Here is a 13,504-nt window from a genome sequence, read left to right on the forward strand (position 1 = left end):
CGGGTCGACCGACGCTCTTATTATTGCAGGTTCGATACAATCGAATGCGGGCGCTTAGCTCAGCCTGGACAGAGTGCTTGGCTTCGGACCAAGTTGCCGCGGGTTCAAATCCTGCAGCGCCCATACCCGCGAAATTTAGTCGGAATCCACGGTACGTGGCGGCGGTGTCGGGGGTCTTATTTAACTACAGGCTTCGTTTGGGTGTCGCATTCCGCACCGGAGCGGGTCGCGCATCCACGCCTTGACGCGGTTATAACAGCCAACATAGTCCAGCAACTTATAGATCCGCCGGCGAGAATCATCGTTTACCAACTCCTCAGATGGGCGGATGGACGGTTGCGAAGGGGGTGGGCGCAGCACTCGCGCATCAGAAGTTTAAGCAGCGTGACACTAGTCGCACGTGCAAAATGAAGAGAACAGTAAACGTACTAATCGCGCTGCTCGTCTCCGCGATGCTTGTCATTGGCGGATCGGGGATGGCAGCCGCATCATCGACGTGGGATCCTGATGATCCTGAAGCGGGCGCCGAATCCGTCGACCACGAATTCGAGATCACCGGAGAAGGCGACCTTACTGACGACGAACTCGACGAAATCACGATCGAATACGAGGACGTAGCCGGGCTAGACGCATCTGACGTTGAGGACGGCGACGTAACGTTGGAGAACGACAGTGGGGATGAGGTAGACGTCTCGACTAGTGACGTTGGGGAAGAAGAAATCACCGTCGAACTGGACTCGGCGGAGGATATGCCCGAAGACGACCAATTCGACCTTTTCGTCTCTGGCGTAGACAACCCTGACGACGCTGAGACCGTCGACGCTGACGTGCTGCTCAATACGGATGAAGAGGAGCACTCGACCAGCGTCGATTTTGAGGAGCCTATGTATGGCCTCAGCGGTCAGTTGACCGAGACCGACGGCGACTCCAGCGTGGAAGACGCTGATGTCACGCTGGAAGACGAAGACGGAGAAGAAGTCGACACTGCAACCACCGACAGCGACGGCGAGTACGACTTCGGGGACGGCGCGACAGGCGACTACACGCTCATCGTCGACGGGACTGACGATTACAGCGGTACAGAGGCTGATGTCACGATCGAAGACGGAGACGTGACGGAAGACATCTCTTTGACATCGTTCCAGTCCATTGATGGTGTCGTAGAAGACGAGGACGGCGACGCGATCGAGGACGCAGAAGTAACCGTCGTCGATAGCGACGAAGACGAAGAAATTGACAGCGTCGACACCGACAGCGACGGCGAGTACGACTACGATAAGCTCGATCACGACACGGATGTTGACATCGAGGTATCCGCCAGCGATTATCAGGGCGACAGTGAGTCGCTGACGATGGACGACGACCGCACTGAAGACTTCGAGCTTTCTGACGCGGAACACACGATCGACGGTGAGGTCACGGATTCCGACGAGGACGCGATCGAAGACGCAGAAATCGAGATCCTTGACGATGAGGATGAAACCGTTGAGACCGTCGAATCCGACGGAGACGGCGAGTACGCGGTCGACGTGACTGACGGCGACTACACCGTCGAAGTGGACGCTGACGACTACGAGGCATTCGACTCCGACGACGTCGAGGTTGACGGTGACGACGAGACCGTGGATGCGGAGCTTGACGAGTCGAGCGACGGCGGCATTATCGGCGGTGGTGACGGCGGAGATGCGGATCCGCGCGTTATCGTTGGCATCGTTGCGCTCCTCGCTGGCGGGTTGCTCATCGCTTCGGGCGGTAGCGCCGGCGGTCGGAAGCGGTAACAACCGCTCACTGTATAGCCTTCTAAAACAGCTTTCACGCCTCGTAGAGGAGTCTACGCGGAAAAACGGATGTTGAGATGCTCAGGTTCGACGACGATGTTGTTCGCGCTGCTTCGGAAGCCGCGGTACTCTTCGCCCGGGCCGACTCGAACGCCGACTGTCTCAATGTTTTGCTGTGGGATGTGCCCGACGATTCGGTACGTGAGGCGATCTATCTGTTCGACGAGAAGGTAGTGGTCGCACGATTGTGGGTGATGCCGTTCTTCGATTTTTAGGAGCGGCGTTTTACCTTTTTTGTACCCCCATTGAACGGTTTTGACGTCCACTGAGTAGCCGTCAAGGTGTAGGTCGTCACCATCGTCGCCAGAGTAGCTAACAGTGTCGTCAATGGCGTCGATGTAGTCGGTAGGTCGGTAGTACTTCGCCGCCGCTAACTCCCCGAGAACGCCGCGTAGATGGGCTTCGTGGACGTTGGTGACCGTGCCGTCGCGGAGACTGCGGATCCGTTCGTAGCCAGTACCGGCGCGGCCAGCGGCGACTTCACTTGCGACTTGGAGATCGTCTTCGCTGAGGTTGATCACGGGGCAGAATTCGGCGGGTTCGATTCCGCGTTGCAGTACGTCTTGTATGGCGACTGTTGCCATTCAGTCAGATATATTATATGTATACTGATAAACATATAGCTAAAATGGGTGGGTGTAAAGGCCGCGTACAGGGGCCGCGCAGCGCTCGCGCATCAGACGTATATTCTACCTGACATTAGTATCTCGTGCAATATGGCACGGAATCAAATGACTGGACTCCTCCTCAGCGGCTACGCCGCGATCGAAGGGGTCGCACAGATCGCCTTCGATGAGGGGATCCTGCAATACACTTCGGAGATGCACGACGCTGCGCCCGAACTGGGTGCATTGACGCTCGTAGGCGTGGCATTCGTCTCGCTGAACGATCATTTTGACCTGATCTAGATCCGCGAGCGAACGCGACGCGAGAGTATCGGCGTTAGAACAGCCTCAGACGCACCACATTTTATCACAGGAAAATGGACGGAGAACAGAACGACCCAGAACCAGAACCAGAATCGAACGACGAACAACCCGCCAGCGATGACGGCGAGAAGCGTCTATATCGCACGGTAGGCCCGGATATATCCCGCCGTCGAGTCTTGCAACTTGCAGCGGCGGGTGGAGCGGCTGCTGCGGCCCCACCCGGTGCACAAATAGCCGCCGACAAGCTCGGAGCCAGCGGCCCGATAGGTGAATCGAAAGCCGTCGCTCCCATCGTCGCCGCCGGCGTGATCGCTGGCGCAATGGCCACCGGCGCCGCCGCAAACGAATACTTCAGAAGCAAAGATGGAAGGATAGACGAAGACGAGTTCGAGGAGGCGACGCGTGACTCGGCGCATCAGTCGGTCTACAACGGCGTGGATGGCGAGAAGGGCACCGAGGAGACGCTCGCGAGAGAATACGAAGGGGTAATCGAAGCCCCCGATGAAAGCGGCGTACTCGGGTCATACGTCTGGAGTAAGATCCGCTCCGAGACGTTTAGCCAGCGGCAAGACGATGTCGACCTCGCGGAAGCTCGTGGAGAAGTGCAAGACGTCGCCAGTGAATTCATCAGCGACAGGATTGAGACAATCTTGGAGAGCTGGAACAAGTACTGCCGCGAGATGGAACACGAGCGTTACGTACTCTGGCGGAAAACGCTCGTCGACGATGATTTCAGTGAGGAGGACGTTTACGAGGGTAGTGTCGGGAGGTACTCTGCTTCGGAGGGCTTTGGGAGCGATGTGAGTGAAGACGACATACCTGAGTACTCCGATACCCGATCACAGGTCGAGATCGAACTCCCGGATGGGCGTGAGATGGACGTGGAGGTAGCTTATCTCGGATTTGGGCGACAAAGCGGCAGTAACACCACCCAGTACTCGATCCTCTACGCGCCCGGTAGTGAGGTAGTCGATTACCCCAGTGTCTCCTCTGATTCGCCCAGTGACGACTTCGTCGACGATGATTTCGCACCCTACGAGATAAACGATGACTGGAGTGCTGAAGAGGTCAGTTTCAGCGAAAGTTTCGAGTACGACGATCAGTACAAAATCACGGATCCGTACGACGATGGTGATGGAGATATCCGTATCTACGACACGGATTTCTGGGATGCGATCATCGAGACGATGTGGGACTACCACGACCAAGTAATGGAGGACATCCCGGATTACGTCGAGAAAGTGTTCGACGAGTACGACGCCGGTGACGCCGAAAGCATCGAAATCCTGTCGGGAGACGACCTCGTGCGTGAATATGGAAGCGAAACTCTGGGCCGTAAAGTCGCGGAGTTTATCCAAGGCGGGATGGCCGTGAACGCTGAAGACGTGACCGGTACCGCCCGGATCGAAGACGACGACGGAGAAGAAGAGGGCGTCCTACTCCTTGATCTCGACTCAGATTACCTGAAGTCGTGGGAGTACAGCGTCGAGGATACGTCGTACGACAGTGACGACGAGGAGACGGAGGTAACGCTCACGCTGGACGATCGCAGTATAGACAAACTTGAGGAAGAGCCGACCGAGGACGACGGGTACCTGATGGAGTGGATCGTTGCGGCGGGGGCTGATCCGACAGATGACGACGCGTATGACGATGGGGACGATTGGGCGCGCCTCGAGTTCAGCGATGTCGTCGATGAAGTCGATGAAGTTGACGACCCGTACGCCGGCGATCACGATGTCAAGGGCGAGATTACGGTAACCCTTGACGATGAGGTGGAGAGTGACGATATCGAGGTTTACCGGGACTTCGAGGGCGTGACGACTGTTACACACCTACCGGTTGACGAGGAGATCAGCAGTGACGCCTTCAACAGCGGCGTGATCCTCGAGGAGGACGGCGACGAAGTGGGTGATGCCGCTTTCCTCAACAGCGCGTTTGAGGTCACGGAGATCGACGTGGAGGAGGACGAACTGCCGGAGGATGCACCCGACGATGAACTGCTTTACGAGCGGTTCAGCGAGCGCACGAGCACGCCTGAACGGTCGGATGAGGAGATGGACAGACAGGCCGACGGCGACGCACGTACGCAGGAGCAGTTCGACGACGCGGTCGAAAGCGGGAGCGGGGTCAGTATCCCCGGGAGCGACGAGCTCGAAGACATAGATCGGAAGTGGATCGGTGGGGGTATTGTCGCCCTCATCGCGGCGTGGATCTTCGGTCGGTCTAACTGACCCGGCGACCCCCGCGCCCGCAGCACCTTTCTAGTCAGAATAATTATATGTAAGTAATGCTACCGATGTTACTCAAACTGCTTGCAGGCCCCATTTCGGCGGTTGTGCAGGCGATCCTCGACAGCCTAATGTCGATCCTGATGCTGCTACTCGTCGGTTTCGGAATCGCATTCGTCGTATATGGTTACACACCTGAAGACGTCGTAAATATGGCGATTGAAATGATCCTCGAGGAGGCGGAACGCCGCCTTGTAGACCAGATCGATCCCCGGTGATAGAACAATGATGCGAACACAATCCTACACGGTACACGAGCGTAAGGCGATCCTCATCGTCATCCTCGCAGTCTTCGCTATGGTCGTCGCTGTCGGTCTTATAGCCGTCTCAGCGGCCCCAGTAGCCGCGCAAGAAGATGGGGATGGGAACAGCACGGATCCTGAAGACGACCCCCTCCGCGGCGGTGACGAAGAAGATGAAGAGGATGAAGACGGGGCAGGCGAACCCCCGTCGGATTACCAACGCGAAATCGTCGCTGACGAACTCTACGTCGTTGAGTCAGATCTAGGCGACTCCGAGGCGACGCTCGAAATCTGGTCAAGCGAGGAACGCACCCTCCAAACGCAAGACGTCTCCGTCTTTGCCGCCGGTGAAGACTCCAACTTCGCAATCGAGCCTGAAATGCAAGATGTGGACGCTGGTGAGAGCACGATAACAATCCCGACAACATCATCTGACGAAGCGAACGCAGTAGCCGTCTCGTGGGACGACAATGGCACGCAGCGCGGCACTGTCATCAGCGACTCGGATGGTGGAGACACCAGCATTATACAGGCACTCAGCACCGATATGGCGTTCATCGGTGGATCCGCACTCGCGCTCGTATTCGCGGGATTAGCGGGATACACGGTTAAAAAGCGTGAGACGATCAACGCACCAATCTCGCCCTTCTCCCGGGGTGGTAACCAATGACGGGAGTATTAGATCGCGTCAAACGTAGTGGCGGTCGCACTGTCGCCGGCGTATCCATCTCCCTACTCATCGGCGGTTGGCTGATGGGATGGTACAGCATTCCACCGTGGGTCTGGGATCTAACTTTTGGCGCCCTCTTGATTGGCCCTATCAGCTGGATAGTTGGCACAAAAATCGGAGAACCTGACCAACCCCCACTCGAGCGAGTATTCGAGATCGATACCGAGCGTAAAGTCCTCTGGCCGTGGCTCGTGCCGCAATCCATCTGGGACGCCCGCGAAGAAGTCGACGGTGAAGCCGTCCACTGGCCCAAGAGAGACGTTTGGGAGGTACGCAAACTAGACTGGGACGAAGACAAGTACGAACTGCGAATCTGGTCTTCGTGGCGCGGTGAAGCCAGCGACTCTGAGATCGAAACGCACGACAACGTCGTTCACCGGGTCAGATCCTCGTGGCGTCACAAGGTCAGGCTAGCGAACTACATCTTGAGCAAGTGGACAACGATGGTCGAAGCAGCCGCGCAGGACTACTACGAGAACGAGATGCGTACGCTCGCTGAAAAGGGATCGATGGATACCGGGGTCGTTATGGGCCAAATCGACCGCCAGATAGCCCAAGTGCGCGCAGAGGTCGAGGAACTGGATGACGCAGCGAGCGACGACGAACTGCTCGCCCGGGAGCTAATCGTGGAAATTGGTGAGGATCCAAGCGAGTGGTCGATGTACAACCCACAGGGCGATATGGAAGACGTCGAGGAAGCCGCTGAACAGTTCCGCGGGTTCTCAAATAGTAACAGCAACGGTTCCGCCGGCGACGGCGATGATGACCAATGACGGATAACCCCGGGTACAGCGCGGGCAAGCTAAGAGATATGATCGTCAGGGGAGAGATCGACATCCCAATGCTAGTCGACGCTGGTCTCGTGGATCCCGACACGCAAGACCTGTTACTCCGGATCAAACGCTTCCACCCCGACGGCACCGACAGCGACGACTATCAGCAGATCCTTGAACGCGAAGTCTCCCGGCACACACGCCGCGCCGTCACACAGGGACACACGCCCGCAATGTCGCACCTCAGCGGTCTCACATCGTCGCGGAAGGACGCGACGGGGTACGACCTTGTGATCGATGAGATGCGTCCAGCGGCGCAAATGGGCTTGCTGCGCGGCCCTAAAGGGTCGGGTAAGACGGTCAAAATGGCCGACATCACCCGGATGCTCTGGGAAGAGGTCTTCGAGTGTGACTTGAAAATCATCACGAACGTGCCGTACAAGGGCCTACCCCTCGGCCAGTTGAAGAAGGCCGAACGCCTCGACTACCTCGACCACGGCGGCGACGGCGATACTCACCCGTGGCGAACTGACGCGAACGAGATCGCCGGCACGATTGAGAACGGCGTCTTCACCGAGCAGTGGTCGGAAATCCTCTGGGAGGCCCAGAACGCCGACGTCGACGTACTCTTGAATCTCGACGAAGCCAGTACGAACCTTGCAGGCTACAGCCAGCTCGGAGGAACAGACGCCATCGAGCAAATCGGCCCCGTCATCAACGCCTTGAGAAAGGGTGCTGGAGGCGGCGTGCGGTCGCTCATCGTAGGCCACCAGAACGACGTGGACATCGCCAAGATGATCCGCACACAGGCCGACGTCGTCTTCAGCGCGGCGGGGAAGGTCGATGAAGGTCTCATCGACAAGATGGACGTCTACGCGTCGTGGCAGGACTATCAAAGCGAGGACGCCAAGTACCGCGTACGCGGTATGCAGGATATCCCCGACAGCAGCCCGTTCGCGACGCCCACGAACTACTTCTCGAGCATCCAGATGGACTTGCAGGCTCCCGGAGAGCAGATCCAGCACGGTAGGCTGGTCGACGACTGGGAGCGGTATCAAGACGATGCTGGCGAAGCGGGGAGCGCGTACAGCCTCGACAACCCCCAGTTCAAGCAGGCGGTCGCCTACCTACTCTACAACGCCCACGACTCCACCACGTTCGACGACGTGGCCGCCGCGCTCGGGTATGCTTCCGCAGGCGGAGCGGCGAAGGCAGTATCCGCCGGCGAGCAACTCATCGACTTCTGACCGATTTACACTCTTCCTCACTGGCGTCCACACCGTCAACGTCCCATAATTACCACGCTAAATGCTCCCGGAACTTCGCGTGCGTGCGCTACGCGTGTGTAGTCAGGGTGTCGGTGTAAAGTGTAAACGAGATAATCGCAAGACTGCACGGTGGTGACCTCGTTCAGATTTACACTTCGAGGGTTCTCAGCACCCAGTAGATTTACACTACGCTGCCGTACAGCGATTATACTCGGTCTCGGTCTAGATCCTTACCGTCAAACGCGAAAAGAAGAACTGGAAGTCGATAACGAATACTAAGCTACCGTAACGTTAACGTCCCAATCTTCGTTGATGAATTCGCTCACACGTCCCAGCCGATAGAGAGTCGACGCGTAGTCATCACCAAGCTCTTCAGCGACCTTCTCACGCGCAGATGCCGCCGAAGTCGCGTGAACCACGACGGTGCGGAGGTCGGAATCCTCTAGCAGCCAAACTTCGTCGATGTCGATGTCAGTGTCGTTTTCGTCAGTCATTTTATATTGTCACCCCCGGCAGAATCCGGGGAACGTCCCGTCGATGGAATCGAACCACCGTCTCACGCAAACCAGCACGGGATAGATTGCTTGCCGTCGCGATCCGCGCCTACTCGGGCGCCTCAACTCTGACCCCCATCTCGCCAATCTCGACCGTGTAGCCTCCCGGGAGTCTGATCACGCCAATCTCGACGGTAGTCGTGTGCTCGTCGTCGTGCCGATCAACGCCTGCGGAGACTTCGCGCTCTTCGACGACGTGCTCGCCAACGGGGAGCGGGATACTAACCCGCCGCGCGACACGAACCGGATCGCACCAATCGACATCAACGATCGATCCGCGATGTCGCCTGATGGTGGTGCGCGCTTTGTGGACACGGAGTGCAAGCCCGAGGACGTATTCCGCGTACTCTTCCGGGTCGCTAGACGCGACTTCGGCAAAGGTTGAATCTTCTGTACTGTTCGTCAGGGCTGTCTGCGTACCCATCAATCAACAGTAATACACTTGTAAATTTAAACTAACCGGGTGAGGGGGTTGCATTAACCATCTTAAAACATCTGCTTAACACGTATACCGCTGTTACACACCCCCACGCGCGTAACTCATTTACCTAGTTAAAACATATCAATATTAAGAGGAATGAATAAACACAACAGAAAATTGATGAACGGTCACACACGGCACGACGACGTTCTCACCGCCATCAAAGACCTCGGAGGACGAGCCACAGCATCGATGATCTGCCGACACCCGAAAGTCAGCGACCTATCCGCGTCACGCGTCTACGACCTACTCCGAACCTTGGACGAGCGCGACGAGATCGCCCGAGTCGGGCACGGAGTCTACGACTTAGTCGACGACTCGCACAACGCGGGTGATCAGCGATGACCCGCAATCAAATCGAAGCCTTCGAGAGACAGAATGATATCCTCGTTGACCGTGCCCGACGACTACCGCGACGCCGAATCACAACCCCACGGGCGATCGGTGTAAAAAGTCAAATATATTATATATAACCGTGCAACGATTACACAGCAACGAGTGTGGCGACGAGATCGGCAAAAGCGACGACTACCGCGTGGTACGACACCAAATAACGCACAAACAAGCCGCAAAATACGGATACAGCGCGCTTTCTATCCCGATCGACGGCAACCCCCTCACCGACTCGACACAAACCGTCCCGCTCGAAACCCACTACTGCCGCAACTGCGACGGCCACGACCCACGCTTGCCACCATCCGATACCAAAGATGGGCGGGAGATGACCGGTCACATAGTAGCCCTTACTGGAGCATTGCTATCAAACCACGCCGGAACAGGTGCCGTCGTCGGGCTGACAATCTGTCTCTTAGGCTTCATCCTAATCTGGCAGTCGAACCAGATCGCATACTGGACGGCAAACCCAATCCGACGCGAACAAGTCAAGCGAGATATCCTCAACAACGACTACCTCCGAAGTATGGAAGATCTCCGCAGTGCGTACATCGACGGCGAGATCACACTCACCGACTTCGAGACCAGCGTCGACTCCGTAATGGATCTCGACGAACCGGCAGAGTCGGCGCCGAAAAAAGAACTGCTTCGAGAGCAGCGGTGATCTACTCAATTACCGAGCGGATGCGACTACTGCGGATTCTGAATTTACCTGTCGAGAACGAATATCGTCGCCTCGAATAACCCGACGAGAAGCGCGGAAAGCACCCAAGGGAAGAGGCTGACGGGATCCGGCGCAGCCATCCACCCGACGCCAGCAAGCACCATCCAAGCCATCATCCGCCGCTCTCGGAGCCAATCAACGTGGACAACGCCGAACCGAACCGCCCCGACAAGCAGTAGGGGCAGCTCGAACGCCGCGCAGAAGACGGCCACAATCACCAAAGTCGATACAAGCGTCTCGCTCAACCCAAATGCCGGTGTAGAAGCCTCCGCCGAGTAGGCAACCATACTGCTCATCAACGGGGGAGCAACGGCCACAAGAGCGACCGCTGCCCCCAGCAACGCCAGCACCGTCGAACCCGGCACGGCGAAGAGGAAAAACCGACGCTCCCGCTCGACGAGACCCGGTCTGAGATACCGGTACAATTGGTAGACGGCGAGCGGCAACACCGCGACCCCAGTCACGAGTGACACTATCAGGATGCGCGCGTACCACAACTCCAACGCCCCATACCCGTGCGGTTCGACTCCGCCTCCGGGGAACAAGTGCCGCCACACCGCGTTGAACAGTTGATCCGCAAACGGCGCGACTGCGACCGCAACCGCGACGCCGCCGGCGAACACGACACCCCAACGCGCCACCGCCTCCCGCCAATGCTCGGAAAGCGGCTGTTCATCGTCTAGATCCGCCGGCGCCTCAGGCAGATACCCACGCACGAGCAACGCGACGCCAGACACCCCGGCGACTACCGCCGCAACCAGCAAAACGACGTGCAGAGGCGCCACGAAGGTCTCGACGACGAACAGCACCGCCAACCCCTCACGCCACTTGTCTCGCAGCGAGATCCGGGGAGTTGACGCCCGCCTTACCAACGGCACCGACGCCGGCAACAACATCATCCCAGTTACCACCGCGAAAACCACGAAGAACAGCGACGCGTAAGACCCTACGCGCACCGAAAACTCGACGCCAGCGTCACCGAATCCGGTTGTAAGCGCGGTGAGAACCGACGGCGTTACCAACGCGGCGATCACCCCCGCAACCGCGATACCCACCGACGCACAGGCGAACGCGGCTGCTACCAGCCGTCTATCCACGCCAAACCCATACTTTAAAGCGACATCAGGCCACGCGACCCACGCAGCAACAGGCACAGTCATCAACACGCCGCCGAGAACGGCCAACTGTAACTGGAAGACGAGGAGCTCAACGGGATGCAAGATCGACAATCCATCGGGGGTAACGCTGACAAAACCGCCGTACACCGAGCTGAACGCGGCGGTGAACCCCGCGAGGAAAACTGCCGCGATGTGGACGGATCTAGACCGCAGCGATTGCAAGACGAACAACACGTGGTGTAGCACGCCGTCCTCCCCGACAGTCGGAAGCTCGAACTCCGGCACATCCTCGACGCCACCGACTCGCTCCGCTGAAGACTCGACGTGACGGTCGTCGGAAACAACCCTTGCCACGCCCAATGACAAGCCGTACAATGACGCCATCGGCAGCGCGAAAAGGGCCTGCGAAAGCGGGTCTGGAGGGGTCAACGCCGCCGACAACACCATAATCAAGACCACAGCGTGCCTCCAGTGTTCCACGAGAACGGCATACCGAACCACTCCCGACCGCACGAGCAACGAGACGATCACCGGCAACTGGGCGGCAGCTGATATCCCAACTATTGAAACCAGAACGAAACCCAACCAGTCAGCCACTGTGAACGTCACGGAAACACCCGCAGCAGCCGCGTGATCCGCAAGAAAACCCGACACGAGGGGAATGAACAACACGACGCTGTAAGCCACTGCAACCGTCGACAGAGACACACAAGTGGCTACAATAATCAACCACGTTCGACGCCGGCCACCGTCCTTGACCAACCGCGGGGCTAAATGATAAGCGACGACGGGAAGCGCAGCGAGAAGACCAGCCAGAATCGCGATCCTGACTTGCACACTCAGAACCTCGAACGGTGTCGAGGCGATAATCTCGGCGCCATCCGGAATCAGTTGCTCAGTTAGCAACTGCCAACCTCCGCTCTCCAACCCGAAGAACGCTCCAAGGAACGCGAAAAGAAAGACTAACGCGACGTTACGAATGTTGTCAACAGACTGTTCGACACGACTCCACATCTCATTCTTCCACGGTTTTCTCCAGTTCCTTGATCTCTTGCTCTGCTTCCTTCTGCCCGCGGCGCACTTCCTCCTTCGCTCTCCCGATGTTGCGGGCCAGTTCAGGTATCTTTTTTGCGCCGAACAAAAGGCCGATTACTAATACGATTGCTATGATCTCTGGGCCGCCAAACATTACACCCGTTATTAATACCCGAACACTGATATGTATAACGCCCGACAGGAGTTGCCAGCGACATTGTCGGTGACGATGAAAAAGAAAACGGGAACCTCGGTGAACTACTCGTCGTCGCCGGCGACGGGGACGGCGACCGGCACACCGCTGATTTTCTTTTCCGTAGCGCGGCCAAAGACCTCGTGAACCATCACAACGAAGACCTTCGTATCCAGCACGGTGCCTTCCACCAAATCCTCGATCTCGGCCCACGTGATCTCTAACTCGCGATCCGACTCTGAATCGACGACCGCAAACGAGTCACGATCCGCAACTCGCGGCCCGCGGAGGTAGCCGCCGGCCAACTCGCCCGTGTGCTCCAACCGCCGACGAACGGCGGCGCGGAGGTCGTGAGGTGAGACGTGGTACTCGTCGGCCACCTCATAGATTGCGTTGTCGAGGTCGTCGAGTGCGGCTTCAGCAGCCGCCTGTACTGTATCTGCAACGTCGTGGGATGGTTTTTCCGTCATCCATCAATCCGTTGTCCCGGGGACGACATAAGGGCACCGTCCCGAGGGGTCATCATTTGCCGTCTCTTGGTCGCATCACCCGCGTGCGTAGACTCGTTGAGAAGCATACGTCCACACAGACCCGGCTCACAAGCGATTCTCGGCAATCGTCAAGGTTACGGGAGTGATTGGTCGCGTTTGATGCTGAGAGTCTCTCACGGTCTCGTGTAGACTCTGCAATATTTGTACAAATACAGTATGTGTGTGAGCCTGTCTAAGAATTCTCACACTCTCAGTCATCGATATCGGTCGAAGACACCGCAGTATAATTTGCTCAACCGATCCAGCAGCGTTGACACAAAGAGAGGCAAACTCAGCTATCTGGCGATCGTGTCTGCTACTTCGTGGCCATCCGGCCCTCGGCCGGACCGCCACAGCTTCAACAGGTTGTGCGTCGCCGAAAACAACGACCACTCCGCTTGCGCT

General features: G+C 57.6%; 15 protein-coding genes and 1 tRNA gene. 10 read left to right on the top strand and 6 right to left on the bottom strand.

Translation table 11 applies throughout. From position 1 onward, the window contains the following. The first annotated feature begins 48 nt into the window (after positions 1-48). Together O2S87_RS09925 and O2S87_RS09930 are read left to right on the top strand one after the other, a co-directional pair. Positions 49-123, top strand: a tRNA-Arg gene (locus O2S87_RS09925). A 284-nt stretch (positions 124-407) separates the two neighbouring features. Further along, a complete protein-coding gene (locus tag O2S87_RS09930; RefSeq protein ID WP_475408638.1) occupies positions 408-1,778 on the top strand; it encodes a carboxypeptidase regulatory-like domain-containing protein in 1,371 nt (456 codons plus the stop codon). A gap of 53 nt (positions 1,779-1,831) precedes the next feature. On the opposite strand, the gene O2S87_RS09935 is transcribed toward O2S87_RS09930, so the two are convergent. After that, a complete protein-coding gene (locus O2S87_RS09935; RefSeq protein ID WP_475408639.1) occupies positions 1,832-2,422 on the bottom strand; it encodes a hypothetical protein in 591 nt (196 codons plus the stop codon). A 132-nt stretch (positions 2,423-2,554) separates the two neighbouring features. Here O2S87_RS09935 and O2S87_RS09940 point away from each other — a divergent pair, with 132 nt between their 5' ends. The 6 genes from O2S87_RS09940 to O2S87_RS09965 all read left to right on the top strand — a co-directional run bounded on the left by O2S87_RS09940 (position 2,555) and on the right by O2S87_RS09965 (position 8,050). Then, positions 2,555-2,746 carry a hypothetical protein gene (locus O2S87_RS09940; RefSeq protein ID WP_475408640.1) on the top strand — a complete coding sequence of 64 codons (192 nt, stop codon included), beginning with the start codon at positions 2,555-2,557 and terminating at the stop codon, positions 2,744-2,746. A 74-nt stretch (positions 2,747-2,820) separates the two neighbouring features. Further along, positions 2,821-5,001, top strand: coding sequence for an Env/VP5 family phage fusion protein (locus tag O2S87_RS09945; protein WP_475408641.1), 2,181 nt, complete (start codon positions 2,821-2,823; stop codon positions 4,999-5,001). Between the two features lie 56 nt (positions 5,002-5,057). After that, entirely contained in the window at positions 5,058-5,276 is a 219-nt protein-coding gene (locus O2S87_RS09950; protein ID WP_475408642.1) for a hypothetical protein, read from the top strand. 7 nt (positions 5,277-5,283) lie between these two features. Further along, on the top strand, positions 5,284-5,970 hold the full coding sequence (locus O2S87_RS09955; protein ID WP_475408643.1) for a DUF8063 family protein: 687 nt from the start codon (positions 5,284-5,286) through the stop codon (positions 5,968-5,970). A 251-nt stretch (positions 5,971-6,221) separates the two neighbouring features. Then, a complete protein-coding gene (locus tag O2S87_RS09960) occupies positions 6,222-6,803 on the top strand; it encodes a hypothetical protein (protein WP_475408644.1) in 582 nt (193 codons plus the stop codon). Further along, entirely contained in the window at positions 6,800-8,050 is a 1,251-nt protein-coding gene (locus O2S87_RS09965) for a hypothetical protein (RefSeq protein WP_475408645.1), read from the top strand. The genes O2S87_RS09960 and O2S87_RS09965 overlap by 4 nt, the downstream gene beginning before the upstream one ends. Positions 8,051-8,346: 296 nt before the next feature. Here the strand turns inward: O2S87_RS09965 and O2S87_RS09970 are convergent, their stop codons facing one another. Together O2S87_RS09970 and O2S87_RS09975 are read right to left on the bottom strand one after the other, a co-directional pair. Further along, positions 8,347-8,565, bottom strand: a complete 219-nt coding sequence (locus O2S87_RS09970; RefSeq protein WP_475408646.1) for a hypothetical protein — start codon at positions 8,563-8,565, stop codon at positions 8,347-8,349. 109 nt (positions 8,566-8,674) lie between these two features. Then, positions 8,675-9,049, bottom strand: coding sequence for a hypothetical protein (locus tag O2S87_RS09975; protein ID WP_475408647.1), 375 nt, complete (start codon positions 9,047-9,049; stop codon positions 8,675-8,677). A gap of 177 nt (positions 9,050-9,226) precedes the next feature. On the opposite strand from O2S87_RS09975, the gene O2S87_RS09980 reads away from it, so the two are divergent. Together O2S87_RS09980 and O2S87_RS09985 are read left to right on the top strand one after the other, a co-directional pair. After that, complete coding sequence (locus tag O2S87_RS09980; protein WP_475408648.1) at positions 9,227-9,451, top strand: hypothetical protein; 225 nt, start codon at positions 9,227-9,229, stop codon at positions 9,449-9,451. Positions 9,452-9,581: 130 nt separating this feature from the next. Continuing rightward, a complete protein-coding gene (locus O2S87_RS09985; RefSeq protein ID WP_475408649.1) occupies positions 9,582-10,163 on the top strand; it encodes a phage holin family protein in 582 nt (193 codons plus the stop codon). Between the two features lie 44 nt (positions 10,164-10,207). Here the strand turns inward: O2S87_RS09985 and O2S87_RS09990 are convergent, their stop codons facing one another. From O2S87_RS09990 to O2S87_RS10000, 3 genes are all read right to left on the bottom strand, one after another. Further along, entirely contained in the window at positions 10,208-12,355 is a 2,148-nt protein-coding gene (locus tag O2S87_RS09990) for a twin-arginine translocase subunit TatC (RefSeq protein WP_475408650.1), read from the bottom strand. Between the two features lies 1 nt (position 12,356). Further along, positions 12,357-12,530 carry a twin-arginine translocase TatA/TatE family subunit gene (locus tag O2S87_RS09995; RefSeq protein ID WP_475408651.1) on the bottom strand — a complete coding sequence of 58 codons (174 nt, stop codon included), beginning with the start codon at positions 12,528-12,530 and terminating at the stop codon, positions 12,357-12,359. A 104-nt stretch (positions 12,531-12,634) separates the two neighbouring features. Further along, a complete protein-coding gene (locus O2S87_RS10000; protein WP_475408652.1) occupies positions 12,635-13,039 on the bottom strand; it encodes a hypothetical protein in 405 nt (134 codons plus the stop codon). Positions 13,040-13,504 lie beyond the last annotated feature (465 nt).

The organism is Halohasta sp. A2 (genome assembly GCF_056175805.1).

Coding starts and splice junctions, on each gene's coding strand:
- O2S87_RS09930 (WP_475408638.1), top strand. CDS start 408: ATGAAGAGAACAGTAAACGTACTAATCGCGCTGCTCGTCTCCGCGATG.
- O2S87_RS09935 (WP_475408639.1), bottom strand. CDS start 2,422: ATGGCAACAGTCGCCATACAAGACGTACTGCAACGCGGAATCGAACCC.
- O2S87_RS09940 (WP_475408640.1), top strand. CDS start 2,555: ATGGCACGGAATCAAATGACTGGACTCCTCCTCAGCGGCTACGCCGCG.
- O2S87_RS09945 (WP_475408641.1), top strand. CDS start 2,821: ATGGACGGAGAACAGAACGACCCAGAACCAGAACCAGAATCGAACGAC.
- O2S87_RS09950 (WP_475408642.1), top strand. CDS start 5,058: ATGCTACCGATGTTACTCAAACTGCTTGCAGGCCCCATTTCGGCGGTT.
- O2S87_RS09955 (WP_475408643.1), top strand. CDS start 5,284: ATGATGCGAACACAATCCTACACGGTACACGAGCGTAAGGCGATCCTC.
- O2S87_RS09965 (WP_475408645.1), top strand. CDS start 6,800: ATGACGGATAACCCCGGGTACAGCGCGGGCAAGCTAAGAGATATGATC.
- O2S87_RS09970 (WP_475408646.1), bottom strand. CDS start 8,565: ATGACTGACGAAAACGACACTGACATCGACATCGACGAAGTTTGGCTG.
- O2S87_RS09975 (WP_475408647.1), bottom strand. CDS start 9,049: ATGGGTACGCAGACAGCCCTGACGAACAGTACAGAAGATTCAACCTTT.
- O2S87_RS09980 (WP_475408648.1), top strand. CDS start 9,227: ATGAACGGTCACACACGGCACGACGACGTTCTCACCGCCATCAAAGAC.
- O2S87_RS09990 (WP_475408650.1), bottom strand. CDS start 12,355: ATGTGGAGTCGTGTCGAACAGTCTGTTGACAACATTCGTAACGTCGCG.
- O2S87_RS09995 (WP_475408651.1), bottom strand. CDS start 12,530: ATGTTTGGCGGCCCAGAGATCATAGCAATCGTATTAGTAATCGGCCTT.
- O2S87_RS10000 (WP_475408652.1), bottom strand. CDS start 13,039: ATGACGGAAAAACCATCCCACGACGTTGCAGATACAGTACAGGCGGCT.